Here is a 17095-nt window from a genome sequence, read left to right on the forward strand (position 1 = left end):
GAGCGCCGAGGCCGGCGCTCGTGCTCGGCGGCTCCCCCGGCATGGTCGAATCGGGGATGCACGATCTGCGGCACCACGGGGACGACGAGCTGGCGCCCGGCCTGGCCGATCTCGCCGTGAACGTGCGTGCCGGCACCCCGCCGCCATGGCTGCGCCAGGTGCTCGTGGAATCCGTGGACCGCAGTGCCGGCTACCCCGACCCCGGGCCGGCCCGCGCCGCCGTCGCTGCGGCGCACGGCCGGCCGCTGGACGAGGTGCTGCTCACCGCCGGGGCCGCGGAGACCTTCACCCTGCTCGCCCGCGCGCTGGAGCCCCACCGTGCCGTCGTCGTCCACCCGTCCTTCACCGAGCCGGAGGCAGCCCTGCGGGCGGCGGGTCACCCGGTCGACCGGCTCCTGCTGCGCGCCGACGAGGGCTACCGGCTGGACCCGGCGGCCCTCCCGGAGGACGCCGACCTGGTGGTCATCGGCAATCCGACCAACCCCACGTCGGTGCTGCACCCGGCCCGGACGATCGCCGAGCTGGCCCGGCCCGGGCGGGTACTGGTCGTCGACGAGGCCTTCGCCGACACCGTGCCCGGCGAGGCGGAGTCGCTGGCCGGCCGCCGTGATCTGCCGGGCGTGCTCGTCGTCCGCAGCCTGACCAAGACCTGGGGGCTGGCCGGGCTGCGGGTCGGCTACGCCCTCGGGCCCGCGCCGCTGGTCGACGCGCTGGCCGCCCAGCAGCCGCACTGGCCGGTGTCGACGCCCGCGCTGGCCGCACTCGTGGCGTGCACCACCCCATCGGCGCGCGCGGAGGCCGACGCCGCCGCCCGCGGGCTCGCCGACGCCAGGGCCGCGCTGCTGGCCGCCCTGCCGCCCGACGTCGAGGTGGTGGGGACGCCGCGGTCGTCCTTCGTGCTGCTGCGGGTGCCCGACGGCACCTCCGTCCGCGAGGAGCTGCGACGGAGGGGCTGGGCGGTGCGCCGCGGGGAGACCTTTCCCGGCCTCTCGGCCGACCATCTGCGGGTCGCCGTGCGGGACGCCACGACCTCCCGGTCGTTCGCCGCCGCCCTCGCTGGGATCCTCTTCGGAGAACCCGTGACCGAGGAGGTCCACTGAGCACCCCGTTCGCCGGCACACTGCTGGCCGAGACCATCGCCGCCGTCGTCCCCCGGGACGACGCGGCCGAGCAGGCCGCCCGTGAGCGGCTGGACCGCATGACCAAGCCACCGGGTTCCCTCGGCGTGCTCGAGGACGTCGCGGTCCAGCTCGCGGGCATCGCGGGCAGCTGCCCCGCGCCCCTGCCCGTTCCCGCGGTGGTGGCCGTCTTCGCCGGCGACCACGGCGTGCACGCGCAGGGTGTGACGCCCTGGCCGCAGGAGGTGACCGCCCAGATGGTGGCCAACTTCCTCTCCGGCGGCGCCGTGGTGAACGCGTTCGCCGCCGAACTCGGCGCCGAGGTGGTCGTCGTGGACGTGGGCGTCGCCGGGTCGCTGGAGCCCGCGGAGGGGCTGCTGGACCGCAAGGTCCGGCCCGGCACCGCCGACCTGGCCGAGGGGCCGGCGATGACGCTCGAGGACGCCCGCCGCGCGGTCGAGGCGGGCATCGAGGTCGCCACCCGGCTGTCGACGGCGTCGCCCTGCCTCGTCACCGGCGACATGGGCATCGCGAACACGACGGCGTCCGCGGCGCTGGTCTGCGCGTTCACCGGCGCCACCCCGGCAGCCGCGACCGGCCGGGGTACCGGCGTGGACGATGCGACGCTGAGCCGGAAGGTCGAGGTGGTCGCCCGTGCGGTCGCCCGCATCGCGGAGCGGCCGTCGACGCCCGAGGCGACGCTCGCGGCCCTCGCCGAACTGGGCGGGCTGGAGCACGCCGGCCTGGCCGGTTTCATCCTGGGTGCCGCGGCGGCCCGGGTGCCGGTCCTGCTGGACGGCGCCATCGCCGGCTCCGCGGCCCTCGTCGCGGCCGGTCTCTGCCCGACGGCGCTGCAGTACGCGCTGGCGGGCCACACCTCCGCCGAGCCGGGCCACGCCCTCGCCCTCGAGTCGCTCGGTCTGCGCCCGCTGCTGGGCCTGGACCTGCGGCTCGGCGAGGGCACCGGCGCCCTCCTCGCGCTGCCGCTGGTCGCCAGCGCGGCGCGGGCCCTGCGCGACGTCGCGACCTTCGACGCGGCGGGTGTGACCGAGAAGTGAGCGCCACCCCGGTCCACCCGGCCACCGGCGGCGTCTACCCCGTCGGTCTGCGGCTGCACGACCGGCGCGTGGTGGTCGTGGGTGGTGGCCAGGTGGCCCACCGGCGGGTCGCCGGACTGCTCGAGGCCCGCGCCCGGGTCACCGTCGTCAGCCCGGTCGTCACGCCGGCGCTGGAGGCGCTGGTCGCTCCCGGTTCGCTGACCTGGGTCGCCCGGAACTACCGGCCCGGTGATCTGGCCGGCGCCTGGTACGCCGTCGCGGCCACCGACGACCCGGCGGTCAACGCCGCGGTCGCCGAGGAGGCCGAGCGGGCCCGCATCTTCTGCGCGCGGGCCGACGACCGGTCGGCCTCCAGCGCATGGACGCCGGCCGTCGGCCGGCACGGCGACCTGGTGGTGGGCGTGCACGGCGGCGGGGACCCGCAGCGCGCGGTGGGCGTGCGGGACGCCGTCGTCGCGGGTCTCACCGACGGCACCGTCGCCGACCGCGCCTCGCGGACCCGGGGCTCGGGCGCCGGCAGCGTGGTGCTGGTCGGCGGCGGGCCCGGCGACCCCGGCCTGATCACGGTGCGCGGGCGGCACGCCGTCGCCCAGGCCGACGTGGTCGTCGCCGACCACCTGGCACCGCTGTCGCTGCTCGAGTCGCTGCCGACGGACGTCGAGGTGATCGACGCGTCGAAGCTGCCGCGGGGCCGGTCCATGGCCCAGGAGCAGATCAACGCCCTGCTGGTCGAACACGCCCGCGCCGGCCGGCGGGTGGTCCGCCTCAAGGGGGCGATCCCTTCGTGTTCGGCCGCGGCATGGAGGAGGTCGAGGCGTGCGTGGCCGCCGGGATAACCGTCGAGGTGGTGCCGGGCATCACCAGCGCCATCGCCGTCCCGGGGCTGGCCGGCATCCCGGTGACCCACCGGGGCGTCACGCACGAGTTCGTCGTCGTCTCCGGTCACCTGCCCCCGGGGCACCCCAAGTCGCTGGTCGACTGGTCGGCGATCGGCCGGCTGCGGGGCACGGTCGTCGTCCTCATGGGCGTGGACACCGCCCCGGCGATCGCCGCGGCGCTCGTCGAGCACGGCCGGCGGCCCGACACCCCGGTCGCCGTGATCAGCGACGGCTCCACGCCGGGTCAGCGGACCGTCCGGACGACGCTCGCCGGGCTGCCCCGTGCGGTCACCGAGGAGGGGATCCGCCCCCCGGCGGTCTGGGTCGTCGGCGAGGTCGTCGACGTCCACGGCCCGGCCGACACCCCCGACGAGGACGACGAGCCGGACTGACCGTCCCACAGACGACGTCGTCCCCTTCGTCCGCCGGCTCTTCGAACAGCACGGTGACGAGCTCACCGACCTCGAGGTCCGCCGGGCGAGCCTCGAGAACACCTATCTCGCGATGGTGCAGCGCTCGGCGTCCGGCGACCAGGGGCCGCGCAGCGCGTGACGCGGGGTCAGCCCGCGTCGACGACCGCGGCGAAGACGACGGTGTTCGTCGTGCTGGTCCCCGCGGCCGCGTCGAACGCGCCGCCGCACGTGACGAGGGCTACGTCGGCATCGGCGGGATGACCGTTCAGCGCGTCGGACAGCGCCGAGGTCGCCTTGTCGAGGCCGGTCAGCGGATCGCCGAACACCTGCAGGGTCAGCACCGCACCACCGGCGTCCCGGAACAGGATCTGGTCGCCGGCGCGCAGCTCGTGCAGCCGGTTGAACACCGCCTGACCGCCGGTCTGCTGGTGTCCGAGGACGACGGCCATCTCCTCCGACCCCGGCTGCGGACCGTCTGACCACCACGCGGCCGTGTCGAGCGATTCGGGCACGTCGTAGCCGGTCACGGGCTGCCCGGTGAACGGGTTCTCGTAGCGGACGGTGCCGCGCGGCTCGACGACCGTGTCCACCCCGATCGCCGGTATGCTCAGGCCGGCCGGGACGATCGCGCCCGAGGCCGGTCTCCCGCCTTCCGCGGCCGGCGCGGGTCCGGCCGGGCCGCCGACGGCGACGAGGTACACGCCGACGGCCGTGGCCGCGAAGAGCAGGACGGCGGCCGCGGCGCGCAGGCCGTCAGTGATCCGCCGCACGCCCGCGCCTCGCAGTCCAGACGAGAGTGCCGCCGGCGAGGGACCCGAGGACGATGGCGATCGCGGCCGTGGAGGGTCCGTCCGCGGGCTTCTCGGCGCCGGTCGGCGCGTACCCGGGGTAGACCACGGGCTGGGCCGGTGGCTGCGGAGCCGGCGCGTGGGACTGCTTCGGAGGTTCGTGGTGGGCCACCGGAGCGGTCGGACCCTGCGTCGGAGGCTCCTCGGCGGGCGGCGCCGGCCGGCACGCCTCGGACTGCAGGGTGTCGGCGAGCTGCTGCAGACCGGCCGCGATGTCGCCGCCGATGGGCAGCGGCTGCTCCTCCGCCCCCCTCCTCCGGCGCCGACGGCGCGAGCCCGGAGAGGAACTCCTCCAGGGGAGTCGGGCTCTGGGACTCGATGGACTCCTGGACCGCCGCCCCGAGGTCGGTGACCAGCTGCTGCAGCTCGGCCGGCAGGCCCGCGACGCCGTTGCCGATCAGCTCGAGGCTCTCGGCCACACCCGTCACGCACTCCTCGGAGACGCCCGCCTGGGCGGCCAGCTGCTGGAAGGCCGCCACGACCTCCGGTGGGATCTCGAAGGCAGGCGGTTCCGGGTTCTCCTCCGCGGACTGCGCCTGCCCCGGCTCCTGCGCGCTCGCCTGCTCGCCACCGAGGACGTCGGTGATCGCCTCCGGCGCCGCCGGGGTGGCCGGGTCCTCCTCGGCCCAGGCGGTGCCCGGGACCACGGCGAGGCACACCGCGAGTGCGCCGGCCGCGAGAGCGTGCGTGCGGACGGATCGGATGGCGGTGCGGAGCGACACCGGCGGGCCTCCGGAGGGGGTGACGGACGAGGTCGCAGTGACAACGACCGGAAACCTCTGCGGTGACGAACCGGTTCGCCTCGCCGCCGGGAGCTCAGATGTTGGCGCCGTCCGGCGGCGGTCCTTCCGGCAGCGGCGCGGCGAACCCGGACCCCGACGGCGCCGGCGGGGTCATGCCGACGGTGTAGGCGGTCATCGACAGGGATCCGTAGGCGTAGCCGTCGACCAGGACGTCGACCGGTGCGCTGGTGGCGCCGGCGACCCCGGCCACGTACAGCAGCGGCAGGAAGTGGTCCGGCGTCGGGACGGCGAGGTCGAAGTCGCGGTGCCCGTCGAGCCGGCCGACCTCCGTCGGGGCGGTCAGCATCATCTCCTTGGCTCGCTCGTCGAACCGCTGCGCCCAGTCGAAGCCGGCGTCCGGCAGGGCGCGGCTCACGCCGCCGAGGTTGTGCACCACGTTGCCGCTGCCCACCACCAGGACGCCGTCCTCGCGCAGCGGGGCCAGCGCGGCTCCGAGCTGGAGGTGGTAGTCGAACGGCTTGAGCGCGTTGATCGACAGCTGCACGACCGGGATGTCGGCCTCGGGGAACGCGTGCATGAGCACCGACCAGGCGCCGTGGTCGATCCCCCAGCTGTCCAGGTCGGCGCCGACCCACGTGGGGTGGACGACGTCGGCGACCTCCTCGTACAGCTGGGGCAGGCCCGGCGGCTGGTAGTCGACGGCGAACAGCTCCGGCGGGAAACCGAAGAAGTCGTGGATCGTCCGCGGCCGCGGCATCGCCGTGACGGCGGTCGCGTGCACGTACCAGTGGGCGGACACGACGAGGATCGCCCGGGGTCGCGGCACCGAACGGCCGAACGCGCGCCAGGCCTCGGTGTAGCGGTTCCGCTCGAGGGCGTTCATCGGGTTGCCGTGGCCGAAGAACGCCGCAGGCATGACGGTCACGATGCCTCCCCCAGTCGACGACGCGTTCCGATCATCGCCCCGGCGCCGCGGGACGGCGACCGAGCGACCACGAGCCGTCCCGGATGGCGTCACGGGCATCGGCCACTGCACCGACCGCTCGGCGCCGTGCCGCGAGCGTCGCCTTCGCCGCGTCGTCAGAGTTTCGCCGTCCGGGGCGAATTCTCGATGACACCGCGAAGGTGACGGCCCGAGCCGACTGCCACTCACATCCCGCGCGCGGTCACCTCGAGCAGCCGTCGTCGCTCGGACGGCGGACGGCGGGGGCACGACGTGCACAGCGCACCGCCCGGCAGCTCGACCATCAGGCAGCACGAGGCGCGGCGGGTGAACCGTGCACCCGCGACGTCCACGTAACGCGGCACCGGCAGCGGGGGTCCCACCGCGGCTCCCACCTCCCCCGCGAGCGCCGTCGCCCTCGGGACGTCGCCCACGGCCCGGCCCAGGGCCAGCAACTGGTTGGCCACCGAGTCGGTCGCGATCGCCCAGAGCGGCCGCTCCCGCATCCGGCCGGCCTCGGCCACCGAGGCGATCACCGCCGACAACGACTCCCGCAGATCCGCTCCCAGGTCCCCGCCGGAGCTGCACGACACGGCGGCGACCGGCCGGCCGGCCGTGAACGCGACGGAGAGGTCCGTCAGGCGCGCCGACAGCGGCGACCCGACGAGCAGCCCGGCCAGCGGCGGCGTGACCAGCACCAGCGAGAGCGAGTACCACCACACCGTCGCGGCGACCCGCGCATCCGGAGCGGCCCGCAGCCGCATCGCCGTCCACTCGGCGTCGGCCAGGGCGGTGCCCGGGACGACGGCCGCCGCTGCCGGCGCGACCAGCCCGAGCCCCGCCGCGCCCGGCATCCGCGCCGCCACCGCAGCCTGGGACCGACCTGTCACCGGGTCAGTTCTACCGGCTGCCGCGTGGAACCGGCCGTCCGCCGTCCCGGAGCAGACGTGCAGGCCCGAGGGCCATACGGTGTGGCGGGAGCCACTCTGCGTCGCCTCGGCACGCGACGCCGGATTCGGGAGGTAGTGCATGAGCGAGACGACGCAGGCGACGGAGACCCGGACCTTCCCGCCGCCCGAGCGGCTCGCCAGCCAGGCCAACGTCGGGCCGGACGTCTACGACGACGCCGCGCAGGACCGCCTGGCGTTCTGGGCGAAGCAGGCCCGACGGCTGACGTGGCACCAGGAGTGGGACGAGGTCCTCGACTGGAGCAATCCGCCGTTCGCGAAGTGGTTCGTCGGCGGCAAGCTGAACGTCGCCTACAACTGCGTCGACCGGCACGTCGAGGACGGGCACGGCGACCAGGTCGCCTACCACTGGGAGGGCGAGCCCGGCGACACCCGGACCATCACCTACGCCCAGCTCAAGGACGAGGTGTGCAAGGCGGCCAACGCGCTGACCGAGCTCGGGGTCACCGCCGGCGACCGGGTCGCGATCTACATGCCGATGATCCCGGAGACGGTGTTCGCCATGCTGGCCTGCGCCCGCATCGGCGCCGTCCACATGGTCGTCTTCGGCGGGTTCTCCGCCGACGCGCTGGCCAGCCGGCTCGACGACGCCGGCGCCGTCCTCGTGATCACCGCCGACGGCGGCTACCGCCGTGGCGCGCCCAGCGCGCTCAAGCCGGCGGTCGACGACGCGGTCAGCCGCAGCCCCGGCGTCCGCAACGTCGTGGTCGTGAAGCGCACCGAGCAGGACGTCGAGTGGACCGAGGGGCGCGACCTCTGGTGGGACGACGTCGTGGAGCGGCAGTCGACCGAGCACGAGCCGCAGGCCTTCGACGCCGAGCACCCGCTCTACATCATGTACACGTCGGGGACGACGGCGAAGCCGAAGGGCATCCTGCACACCAGCGGCGGCTACCTGACCCAGGTCAGCTTCACCCACTGGGCGAGCTTCGACCTCAAGGCCGACGACGACGTCTTCTGGACCGCCGCCGACGTCGGCTGGGTCACCGGGCACAGCTACATCGTCTACGGCCCGCTGGCCAACCGGGCCACGTCGGTCATGTACGAGGGGACGCCGGAGACGCCGCACCGCGGCCGCTGGTGGGAGATCGTCCAGAAGTACGGCGTGACGATCCTCTACACCGCGCCCACGGTCATCCGGACCTTCATGAAGTGGGGCGAGGACGTCCCGAAGGGCTTCGACCTCTCCAGCCTGCGGGTGCTCGGCTCGGTCGGGGAGCCGATCAACCCCGAGGCGTGGCTCTGGTACCACCAGAACATCGGCGGCGGGCGCTGCCCGATCGTCGACACCTGGTGGCAGACCGAGACCGGCGGGCACATGATCAATCCCTTGCCGGGCGTGACCACGCTGGTGCCCGGGTCGGCCCAGACGCCCTTCCCGGGCATCTCGGCCAAGGTCGTGGACGACGAGGGCAACGAGCTGGCCGACGACTCGACCGGCCTGCTCGTGCTCACCGACCCGTGGCCTTCCATGCTGCGCACCATCTGGGGCGACGACCAGCGCTACGTCGACACCTACTGGTCGCGGTTCGCCGAGAAGGGCTACTACTTCGCCGGCGACGGCGCCAAGAAGGACGCCGACGGCAACATCTGGCTGCTCGGCCGGGTGGACGACGTCATGAACGTGTCCGGCCACCGCATCTCCACCACCGAGGTGGAGTCGTCGCTGGTCGGGCACCCGTCGGTGGCCGAGGCCGCCGTCGTCGGCGCCAGCGACCCGACGACCGGCCAGGGCATCGTCGCTTTCGTGATCCTGCGCGAGAGCGGCCAGGACTCGGGGGACGAGCTGGTGCAGACGCTGCGCAACCACGTGGCCCGCGACATCGGCCCGATCGCCAAGCCGCGGCAGATCATGGTCGTGCAGGAACTCCCGAAGACGCGCTCGGGGAAGATCATGCGGCGGCTGCTCCGTGACATCGCCGAGAACCGCGAGCTGGGCGACGTCACCACGCTCACCGACTCCTCGGTGATGAACATGATCAAGGAGAAGCTGCCCGCCGCGCCGTCGGAGGACTGAGAACACCCCGGCCGGGGGACGCGAAGGCGCGTCCCCCGGCGCGGTGGGGCACCATTCCTCTGACCAGCAGTCCCACCGAAGGAGGAGCCTCCGTGGCCCACAGTGTGTCCAGCGCGTCCAGTACGTCGCCGGCCGTCCGCGGCACCGGGGCCGAGGAGCCGTCCGTCGGCACACTGGTGCAGAGCGCGATGGCCGATCTCTCGACGCTCGTCCGCGCCGAGATCGAGCTGGCCAAGGCAGAGGTGGGCCGGTCGGCGAAGAAGGCCGGCATCAGCGTCGGGCTGTTCGGCGCCGCCGGTGTGCTGGCCGCCTTCGCCGGCATCTACCTGTTCGTCACGATCGCCGAGGCGCTGACCGCGCTCGGCCTCCCCCGCTGGGTCTCCTACGGGATCGTCACGCTCTTCCTGCTGCTGCTCGCGGGGATCGCCGCCATGGTGGGCCTGCGCCTGATCAAGAAGATCGAGAAGCCCGAGCGGACCATCGAGACGCTCCGCGACCTGCCCGAGCTGGCGCGCCGTGAGGCACCCGGCGAGCGGCACCGCGCCGTCCCGGAGGTCAGCAACGGCCGGGTGAAGCGGCAGGGCACGGAGTCCTACACGCTGTGACGCTGCCCGTCGCTCGATGACGGTTCCGTCCGACGACCGGCCCGACGCCACCAGCGTCCTGCTCCCCGGCCCCTGGACGCACCGGGACATCTCCTGCAACGGCGTGCGGCTGCACGCGGCGGAGGCGGGGTCGGGCCCACTGGTCCTGCTGCTGCACGGGTTCCCGCAGTTCTGGTGGGCCTGGCGCGCCCAGCTGACCGCGCTGGCCGGAGCCGGCTTCCACGTCGTCGCCCCCGACCTCCGGGGGTACGGCGCCAGCGACAAGCCACCCCGCGGCTACGACCTGCCCACCCTCTCGGCGGACGTGGCGGCCCTCGTGCGGGCGCTCGGCGAGCAGGACGCCGTCGTGGTCGGGCACGACTGGGGCGGCCTGCTGGCCTGGACGACGGCGGCGCTGCACCCGCGGAGCGTCCGCCGGCTGGTCGTGCTGTCGATGGCGCACCCGCGCCGGCTGCGGGCGGGCATGGCCGACCGCGCGCAGCGACGGGCGTCGCGCTACGCGCTCGCGTTCCAGGTGCCCCGGCTGCCGGAGCGGATGCTGACCCGGGCGGACGACGACCCGGTGGCCGACCTCATGCAGCGCTGGGCGGGCCCGGCGTGGCGGCGGACCGCCGACTTCGCGCAGGCCGTGGAGCGCTACCGGGCGGCGTCGCGCATCCCGCAGGCCGCGTACGGCGCGATGGAGTACCACCGCTGGGCAGCCCGGTCGCAGCTGCGGCCCGACGGCCTGAGGTACGCGCGGCGGATGGCGGCGCCGGTGACCGCCCCCACGCTGCAGCTGCACGGGGAACTCGACACCTGCGTGCTGGTCTCCACCGCCCGCGGATCCGGCCGCTACGTCGCGGGCGCGTACGAGTGGCGGGAGCTGCCGGGCATCGGCCACTTCCCCCACGAGGAGGCCCCCGACCTGGTCAGCTCCGCCATCGCCGACTGGGCGACGTAAAGGAATGGAACGGCCCCTTCGCAGGGACCCGCCCTGAGCGTGCGAAGGGTGGGGGGCGAAGGGGTCCTTCTACTCGCAGGCGCCGGTCGTGACCTCGGCCGTGGCCCGGCTGCCCACCGTCGCCGCCTCCCGGACCTGCTGCGCGGTGAGCGCGTAGCCGGTGGTCGGGTCGTCGATCGCCGAGGCGAACACGACGCCGAGCACCTGCCCGTTCGGGTCGAACAACGGCCCGCCCGAGTTGCCCGAGCGCACACTGCCGAACAGCGCGTAGACGTCGCGGACGACGGTCCGGGTGTTGCGGAAGTCCGGCCCGCTGATCTCCCCGCCATCCCGCACCCGCGCCGCGCCGGTCCAGAAGGGGCCGCCCCCGGGATAACCCATGATGATGGCGTCGTCGCCGGTGTCGGCCCGTTCCGACGTGAACGTCAGCGGCACCTGCGGCAGGCCGGGAACGGCGAGGACCGCCACGTCGGTCAGCTCGTCGACGTAGACCGGGGTGGCGTCGTACTCCTCGCCCTCGGCGATGACGACCGGGTCGGTCACCCCCGCGAGCACGTGCGCGTTGGTCATCACCCGCTGCGGCGCGTAGACGAAGCCGGAGCCGTCGATCTGCCGGGAGCAGGACGGCGCGATGCCGGTGATCTTCACGACGGAGCCCTGGACCGCGGCGACGACGGGGCTGCGGCTGAGCGCCTCGTCGGGCGGCTGGACGTCGCGGACCTGCGTGGGAGTGAGCGGATCGAGGACGTCGGGCAGCCCGCGGCGGTCGATCGCGTCGCGCAGGTTGTCGTAGACCTTCCGGACGCCGTCGGGAACCGCGGCGTCGACGGCCTGGACCAGGGCGGACTGACGCACCTGCCCGGCCACCTGCGGGAACGGTGAGCTGGCCAGCGGCGAGGCGACCATCCACGCGACCAGCAGGACGGCCGCGGCCGACACCACCGCGCCGGCCACCGAGTCGACCATCTTGGCCGGTTCCCAGGTGACCCGGTTGCGCAGTGCCCGCCCGGCCGCCCCGGCCAGGATCTGGCCGAGCAGCGCGCCGGCGAGCACCACCACGAGTGCGGCGAACACCCGCGTGACGCTCGAGCCCTCGATCCGGTCCGCGACCGGGCCCGACAGCTGGGCGCCGATCACCGCTCCGCCGAGGAAGCCCAGGATCGAGGTGGAGGAGACCAGCAGGCCCTGCCGGAAACCGGACAGGGCGAACAACAGGGCGAGCGCGATCAGCACGAGGTCGACGACGGACACGGGTCAGCCCCGCACCGTCATCGTGCCCACCTGACCCAGCTGCAGGTGGAAGGTGCACTCGAACCGGTGGTCGCCGGGGACCGTGACCTCGAACTCGACGGTCTTCTGCTCGCCCGGCGCCAGGAAGGAGACGCCCTCCCCGATCTCCTCGGGGCCCTCGCCCTCGCTGAACTCGAGGTTGTGGGTCATCTCCTCCGCCACGTTGATCACCGTCAGCCGCACCGGGCCGGGGTCGACGGTGAACCGGTCGGGGGTGAACACGTAGTCGTCCTGCGTCTGGACGGTGATCTCCTGGACGCCGTCCTCGGCCGTCGTCACCTCGCCGACACCCGGCGCCGTGGTCGCGGCCGGTGCCCCGCCACTGCCGCCGTCACTGCCGCACGCGGTCAGCAGAACAGCCACGGCGGTCACCATCCCGGCCGATCGCCGCCGGCCCCGTCCAGAGGCTCGCCATGAGCCTGTGAATGGTGAGGGGGACGGGGTCCTTTGCTTTCCGTCATCGGGGCCGAACCGTACGCGTCGGAGGGCCGTCGGGCGCGGGATCGGCGACCGTCGGCGCGGCGGCGTCCTCGTCACCACCGGCATCCACGGACCCGGGCAGCCGGTAGGGCCGGATGGCCGACGGGGGCAGCGGGCGGACGTCGCGCTCGTCCCACGGCTCGGCCAACCCCGCCGCTTCGAGGATCGCCTCGAGCAGCCCGGCGGTGAAGCCCCAGACCAGCATGTCGGCGACGGCGAAGGCCGGGCCGATGTAGCCCGACGGATGGCTCACGCGGAACCGGTTGGCCGGATCGGTGAGCTCGGCGAGCGGCACGCGGGCGACCCGCGCGACCTCCCGGGGGTCGCCGACGGTCACGTCGCTCGGGTCCTCCCACCAGCCGACGACAGGGACGACGAGCCGGTCGGACGGCGGCAGGTACAGCTCCTGGAGGGTGGCCAGCACGCGCACCCCGGCGGGGTCGACGCCCGCCTCCTCCTCGGCCTCGCGCAGCGCCGTCCCGACCGGGAAGTCGTCGCCGGGGTCGACGCCGCCGCCGGGGAACGCCGGCTGGCCGGCGTGGCTGCGCAGGTGCGCGGACTTCTCGATCAGCAGGACGTCGGGGCCGTGAGGCCCCTCGCCGAAGAGGATCAGCACGGCGGACCGGCGGGCCGTCGCCCCGGCCTCGGGCATGCGGTGCCGCAGCGGGAGGTCCGTCGCGGCCTTGAGCAACCGCTCCAGGTACTCGGGCAGATCGCTCACAGCTGGACCCCGAGGTGCTGGGCGACCAGCCCGGTCAGCTCGTCGTAGGTGTCGATCTGGCCGACCTCGACGTGCGCCACGGAGCCGTCGGCCCCCACGAACAGCGTGTGCGGGAGGCCCCGCAGACCGAGGGCGGCGGCGAGGTCGCCCTCGCCGTCGAACGCGCTGGGGAAGGTGAGTTCCGCGTCCTCGATGAAGGCGGTCGCCTGCGGGACGCCGTCCTGACTGGCGACGCCGACGACCCGCAGCCGGTCGCCGGCCCGCTCGGCGAGCTGCTGCACGAGGGGCAGCTCCTCCCGGCACGGCTGGCACCAGCTGGCCCACAGGTTGAGCACCGTGGGGGTGCCCGCCGCGCGGGCCAGGTCCAGCGAGCCCCCGCCCAGGCACTCGAGGACCACCTCGGGGGCGTTCCCGGAGGCCGGCTCGCCCGGCTGCTCCGGGCACGGCTCGAGCACCGCCGGCGCCCCGGTCGTCGGGGCGGCCGGCTCCTGGGCGCTGCCCGAGGTGCAACCGGCCAGCAGGAGGGCGGCCAGCAGCAGTCCGATGCGCATCACTCGGTGTCCGACGCGGCCGGCGACTTGACCAGCTTCAGCGCGACGTCGGGATCGATCGGGCCGATGCCGAACGACGGGCACCACCGGGCCAGCCCGCACGCGCCGCAGGCCGCCTTCTTCGCGTGACACACCCGCCGGCCGTGGAAGATCACCCGGTGGCTGAAGTCGGTCCACTCCTTCTTCGGCACCAGCTCGGCGACCTCGGCCTCGACCTTCACCGGGTCGTCCTCCGCGGTCCAGCCGAAACGGCGCACCAGCCGGCCGAAGTGGGTGTCGACGGTCAGGCCGGGGACACCGAAGGCGTTGCCGAGGACGACGTTGGCGGTCTTGCGGCCGACGCCGGGCAGCGTGACCAGCTCGGCCATCCGGTCCGGGACCTCGCCGTCGAAGCGCTCGACCAGTGCCTGGCTCAGCCCGAGCACGGAGTTGGTCTTGGCGCGGAAGAAGCCGGTCGGCTTGAGGATCTCCTCGACGTCGGCCCGGTCGGCACCGGCCAGGGCGACGGCGTCGGGGTACTTCGCGAACAGCGTCGGCGTCACCTTGTTGACCATCTTGTCCGTGGTCTGCGCGGACAGGACCGTGGCGACGAGCAGCTCGAAGGCGTTGGTGAAGTCGAGCTCGCAGTGCGCGTCGGGGTGGATGACCGCCAGCTCCCGCGCCATGCGCCGGGCCCGCCGGGTCCGCGCCAGCGGCGACTCGTCCGGGTCGTACGGCGACGCCCCGGTGAGCGCGACCCGTGTGGGACGACGGGCCCGCACGGGACGGGCGTACGCGGCTGCCTGGGACACGCGGTCGAGCGTATGCGCACACTCCGACGTCGTCCGGTCGTGCCATCATCGTGGGCGGTCCGTGAGTTCACAGGGAGGGAGAGGAGCGCGGTGGTCTCGCTCAGCGTCATCCTCTTCCCGCCGCTCCTCATCGCGTTCCTGCTGGTGATGGAGCGGGTCGAGGAGCCGCTGCGCCGGCCGGCCTCGCCGCGCGAGGTCACCGAGTTCCTCGACACGGCGACCGCCGGCGAGGTCGACACGCTGGCCCGCTCGGGCATCCGGCGGGCGCTGTTCCGCTGGCGCCGGCGCCGCGGGAAGCGCAGCGCGACGGCGAACCCACCACTCGTCTGAGCCCGCCGCGCAGCGCAGGTGTGGCCGACCCCACTCGCTCGGAGGAGGGACGCGGGGGCCCACCGAACGGGTGACCGAAGGCACAGCCGCCTAGACTCCCTGCGGACACGGACGCCGTAGCTCATCAGCACTCATCGGAGCGTCCGTCGAACAGCTGTGGGAGGACGTGTAGTGGACGAGGTGCTGGCCCAGTCCGGGCTCTTCCAGGGGCTCTCGGACGAGGCGGTGGAGCCGGTCCTCAGCCGTCTGGAGACGAGCACGCTGCCTCGCGGCCGCGTCGTCTTCAACGAGGGCGAGCCCGGCGACAGCCTCTACATCGTCCTGAGCGGCAAGATCAAGCTGTCCCGCCGCGCCCCCGACGGCCGCGAGAACGTGCTCGCCGTCATGGGCCCCTCCGACCAGTTCGGCGAGCTGTCGGTCTTCGACCCCGGTCCGCGCACCGCGACCGCCACCGCCGTGACCGACGTCAAGCTGGCCCGCATGCCGCAGTCGGTGCTCCGCCTGTGGATCGAGGCGCACCCCGAGATCGGCGAGCAACTGCTGCGGGTCCTCGCCCGCCGCCTGCGCCGCACCAACGACTCGGTCGCCGACCTGATCTTCACCGACGTCCCAGGCCGCGTCGCCAAGGCCTTGCTGCAGATGGCCGACCGCTTCGGCAACCGGGAGAGCGAGGGACTGCGGGTCAAGCACGACCTGACCCAGGAGGAGCTGGCCCAGCTCGTCGGCGCCTCCCGCGAGACGGTGAACAAGGCGCTGGCCGACTTCGTCCACCGCGGCTGGATCCAGCTGCAGGGCAAGTCGGTCGTCGTCCTCGACGAGGACCGCCTCCGCCGCCGAGCCCGCTGACCCCCTCCGCGATGATCAGGTTCCCTGATCGTCGCGCCTCCTCCCTCAGCGCCGACGGTGCGGGAGGACGCCGGACGGTGAGGGAGGACGCCGGTGCTACGCCGGCAGCGGGACCACCATGCGGATGCGGGTGCCGTCGGGCAGCACCGCCCACCGGCCTTCGGGGGTCTCCTCGAACCTCGGGCTGATCGGGTGCAGCGGCTCGGGCGGTGATCCGGCCAGCGCCGCCGCGACGTCGGGGAACGTCGCCAGCTGACCCAGGGTGTGGCTGGTCGGCGGCAGCATCGGGCGCGCGCCGGCCGTCAGCTCGGCCAGCGCGGCGGCCGGCGTCAGCCAGGTCGCCTCGTCGGCCTCCCCGGACACGTGCCGCGCCTCCTGCCCGACCGGCAGCGCCGCGACGAAGAACTTGGTGTCGTAGCGGCGGGGCTCGACCGGCGGGGTGATCCAGTGCGCGAACGGGCGGAGCAGGTCGGAGCGGACGGCCAGCCCGCGACCGGCCAGCAGCTCGGCGAGCGACAGCTCCCGCGCGAGCAGCGCCTGCCGCTGCTCCTCCCAGTCGTCCCCGGACACGTCGGGAACCACGCTGCCGCCGTCCGGATCGCCGGCGAGCAGGACACCCGCCTCCTCGAACGTCTCGCGCACCGCGGCGCACACCAGCTCGCGGGCGGTCCGCTCGTCGCAGCCGAAGGCGGCGGCCCAGCGGTCCGGGGAGGGCCCTGCCCAGGCGATCTCGGTGTCGCCGTCCCGCGGGTCGACGCCACCTCCGGGGTAGGCGGTCATCCCGCCCGCGAAGGGCATTCCCCTGGTGCGGCGCAGCAGGTAGACCTCGAGCCCGTCGACGCCGTCCCGCAGGACGAGCACGGTCGCCGCCTGGCGCGGCTCCGTCCCGCCGGCGGCGCTCACTTCAGTTCGACGGTGAGCTCGATCTCGACGGGGGCGCCCATCGGCAGCTCGGCGACGCCGACGGCGCTGCGGGCGTGCTGCCCCAGGTCACCGAAGATCTTGCCGAGCAGCTCGCTGGCGCCGTTGACCACGCGCGGCTGTCCGGTGAATCCCTCGGCGCTGGCCACGTAGCCGACGACGCGCACGATCCGCGCCACGTTGTCCAGGTCCACGAGGTCGTCGATCGCGGCCAGCGCGTTGAGCGCGCACACCTTCGCGTCGGCCGCGGCGGCCTCCGGATCGACGGAGCCACCCACCTTGCCCGTGCGGCGCAGGCCGCCGTCGACGAAGGGCAGCTGGCCGGAGGTGAACACCAGCGAGCCGGAACGGACGGCGGGCACGTAGGCGGCCACCGGAGTGGCGACGGGGGGCAGGCGGACGCCGAGCTCGGCGAGCCGGGCGTGCCAGCCCTGGGACGGCGCAGCGGTCATGACGCGGGGCGCTTGAGGTAGGCGACCAGCTGGTCACCGCCTCCGGGGCCCTGGAGGACGGTCACCAGCTCCCACCCGTCGACGCCCCAGGAGTCGAGGATCGCCTTGGTGTTGTGGATCAGCAGCGGGATCGTGGCGTACTCCCACTTGCGGCGGGCCGGTTCGCTCATGCCGAGGAC

At 74.2% G+C, this 17095-nt stretch carries 18 protein-coding genes and 1 pseudogene; 8 read left to right on the forward strand and 11 right to left on the reverse strand.

The window, feature by feature from the left end:
• Nucleotides 1–56 precede the first annotated feature (56 nt).
• The 3 genes and pseudogenes from cobC (at nt 57) to cobA (ending at nt 3446) form a co-directional block, all read left to right on the forward strand.
• Nucleotides 57–1100 (forward strand): Rv2231c family pyridoxal phosphate-dependent protein CobC, encoded by a 1044-nt coding sequence (cobC, locus tag MVA48_RS13670; protein WP_246981155.1) that lies wholly within the window; start codon nt 57–59, stop codon nt 1098–1100.
• 35 nt (nt 1101–1135) lie between these two features.
• Entirely contained in the window at nt 1136–2176 is a 1041-nt protein-coding gene (gene cobT / locus MVA48_RS13675) for a nicotinate-nucleotide--dimethylbenzimidazole phosphoribosyltransferase (RefSeq protein WP_246989233.1), read from the forward strand.
• Between the two features lie 92 nt (nt 2177–2268).
• Nucleotides 2269–3446 (forward strand): annotated as a pseudogene (gene cobA, locus MVA48_RS13680) (uroporphyrinogen-III C-methyltransferase).
• A 167-nt stretch (nt 3447–3613) separates the two neighbouring features.
• Here cobA and MVA48_RS13685 read toward each other — a convergent pair.
• The 3 genes from MVA48_RS13685 to MVA48_RS13695 form a co-directional block, all read right to left on the reverse strand.
• Complete coding sequence (locus tag MVA48_RS13685) at nt 3614–4237, reverse strand: class F sortase (protein WP_246981157.1); 624 nt, start codon at nt 4235–4237, stop codon at nt 3614–3616.
• Nucleotides 4238–5131: 894 nt separating this feature from the next.
• On the reverse strand, nt 5132–5974 hold the full coding sequence (ygiD, locus tag MVA48_RS13690) for a 4,5-DOPA dioxygenase extradiol (RefSeq protein ID WP_246989235.1): 843 nt from the start codon (nt 5972–5974) through the stop codon (nt 5132–5134).
• Between the two features lie 233 nt (nt 5975–6207).
• The gene (locus tag MVA48_RS13695) at nt 6208–6891 is read right to left on the reverse strand and encodes a (2Fe-2S)-binding protein (protein ID WP_246981160.1); all 684 of its coding nucleotides are present in this window, start codon (nt 6889–6891) and stop codon (nt 6208–6210) included.
• 139 nt (nt 6892–7030) lie between these two features.
• Between MVA48_RS13695 and acs the strand changes: the two genes are divergently transcribed.
• The 3 genes from acs (at nt 7031) to MVA48_RS13710 (ending at nt 10534) form a co-directional block, all read left to right on the forward strand.
• Nucleotides 7031–8986, forward strand: a complete 1956-nt coding sequence (gene acs / locus MVA48_RS13700) for an acetate--CoA ligase (protein ID WP_246981162.1) — start codon at nt 7031–7033, stop codon at nt 8984–8986.
• A 92-nt stretch (nt 8987–9078) separates the two neighbouring features.
• Entirely contained in the window at nt 9079–9591 is a 513-nt protein-coding gene (locus tag MVA48_RS13705; protein ID WP_246981163.1) for a phage holin family protein, read from the forward strand.
• A 16-nt stretch (nt 9592–9607) separates the two neighbouring features.
• Nucleotides 9608–10534: an alpha/beta fold hydrolase gene (locus MVA48_RS13710; RefSeq protein WP_246981164.1), complete on the forward strand. Its 927-nt coding sequence runs from the start codon at nt 9608–9610 to the stop codon at nt 10532–10534.
• A 69-nt stretch (nt 10535–10603) separates the two neighbouring features.
• Here the strand turns inward: MVA48_RS13710 and MVA48_RS13715 are convergent, their stop codons facing one another.
• The 5 genes from MVA48_RS13715 to nth all read right to left on the reverse strand — a co-directional run bounded on the left by MVA48_RS13715 (nt 10604) and on the right by nth (nt 14367).
• Nucleotides 10604–11785: a MarP family serine protease gene (locus tag MVA48_RS13715; protein WP_246981165.1), complete on the reverse strand. Its 1182-nt coding sequence runs from the start codon at nt 11783–11785 to the stop codon at nt 10604–10606.
• 3 nt (nt 11786–11788) lie between these two features.
• Nucleotides 11789–12187 (reverse strand): plastocyanin/azurin family copper-binding protein, encoded by a 399-nt coding sequence (locus MVA48_RS13720; protein ID WP_246981166.1) that lies wholly within the window; start codon nt 12185–12187, stop codon nt 11789–11791.
• A 94-nt stretch (nt 12188–12281) separates the two neighbouring features.
• Complete coding sequence (locus tag MVA48_RS13725; protein ID WP_246981167.1) at nt 12282–13025, reverse strand: NUDIX hydrolase; 744 nt, start codon at nt 13023–13025, stop codon at nt 12282–12284.
• Nucleotides 13022–13576 carry a TlpA family protein disulfide reductase gene (locus MVA48_RS13730; protein WP_246981168.1) on the reverse strand — a complete coding sequence of 185 codons (555 nt, stop codon included), beginning with the start codon at nt 13574–13576 and terminating at the stop codon, nt 13022–13024. The genes MVA48_RS13725 and MVA48_RS13730 overlap by 4 nt, the downstream gene beginning before the upstream one ends.
• A complete protein-coding gene (gene nth, locus MVA48_RS13735; protein WP_246981170.1) occupies nt 13576–14367 on the reverse strand; it encodes an endonuclease III in 792 nt (263 codons plus the stop codon). The genes MVA48_RS13730 and nth overlap by 1 nt, the downstream gene beginning before the upstream one ends.
• A 90-nt stretch (nt 14368–14457) precedes the next feature.
• On the opposite strand from nth, the gene MVA48_RS13740 reads away from it, so the two are divergent.
• The gene (locus tag MVA48_RS13740; protein WP_246981172.1) at nt 14458–14697 is read left to right on the forward strand and encodes a hypothetical protein; all 240 of its coding nucleotides are present in this window, start codon (nt 14458–14460) and stop codon (nt 14695–14697) included.
• 171 nt (nt 14698–14868) lie between these two features.
• Entirely contained in the window at nt 14869–15543 is a 675-nt protein-coding gene (locus tag MVA48_RS13745; RefSeq protein WP_246981174.1) for a Crp/Fnr family transcriptional regulator, read from the forward strand.
• A gap of 96 nt (nt 15544–15639) precedes the next feature.
• Here MVA48_RS13745 and MVA48_RS13750 read toward each other — a convergent pair whose 3' ends face one another.
• From MVA48_RS13750 to MVA48_RS13760, 3 genes are read right to left on the reverse strand one after another with little or no spacing between them, the layout of a single operon-like run.
• Entirely contained in the window at nt 15640–16446 is an 807-nt protein-coding gene (locus tag MVA48_RS13750) for an NUDIX hydrolase (protein WP_246981176.1), read from the reverse strand.
• Entirely contained in the window at nt 16443–16916 is a 474-nt protein-coding gene (locus tag MVA48_RS13755) for a RidA family protein (RefSeq protein ID WP_246981179.1), read from the reverse strand. The genes MVA48_RS13750 and MVA48_RS13755 overlap by 4 nt, the downstream gene beginning before the upstream one ends.
• Nucleotides 16913–17086: a DUF4177 domain-containing protein gene (locus MVA48_RS13760; protein WP_246981181.1), complete on the reverse strand. Its 174-nt coding sequence runs from the start codon at nt 17084–17086 to the stop codon at nt 16913–16915. The genes MVA48_RS13755 and MVA48_RS13760 overlap by 4 nt, the downstream gene beginning before the upstream one ends.
• Between the last annotated feature and the right edge of the window lie 9 nt (nt 17087–17095).

This window comes from Blastococcus sp. PRF04-17 (assembly GCF_023016265.1).
GTDB lineage: Bacteria > Actinomycetota > Actinomycetes > Mycobacteriales > Geodermatophilaceae > Blastococcus_B.

What these genes read in the sequence shown, in the direction of transcription:
- ygiD (WP_246989235.1), bottom strand. Translation starts at nt 5,974, where the DNA reads ATGCCTGCGGCGTTCTTCGGCCACGGCAACCCGATGAACGCCCTCGAG.
- acs (WP_246981162.1), top strand. Translation starts at nt 7,031, where the DNA reads ATGAGCGAGACGACGCAGGCGACGGAGACCCGGACCTTCCCGCCGCCC.
- MVA48_RS13755 (WP_246981179.1), bottom strand. Translation starts at nt 16,916, where the DNA reads ATGACCGCTGCGCCGTCCCAGGGCTGGCACGCCCGGCTCGCCGAGCTC.
- cobC (WP_246981155.1), top strand. Translation starts at nt 57, where the DNA reads ATGCACGATCTGCGGCACCACGGGGACGACGAGCTGGCGCCCGGCCTG.
- MVA48_RS13710 (WP_246981164.1), top strand. Translation starts at nt 9,608, where the DNA reads ATGACGGTTCCGTCCGACGACCGGCCCGACGCCACCAGCGTCCTGCTC.
- MVA48_RS13760 (WP_246981181.1), bottom strand. Translation starts at nt 17,086, where the DNA reads ATGAGCGAACCGGCCCGCCGCAAGTGGGAGTACGCCACGATCCCGCTG.
- MVA48_RS13730 (WP_246981168.1), bottom strand. Translation starts at nt 13,576, where the DNA reads ATGCGCATCGGACTGCTGCTGGCCGCCCTCCTGCTGGCCGGTTGCACC.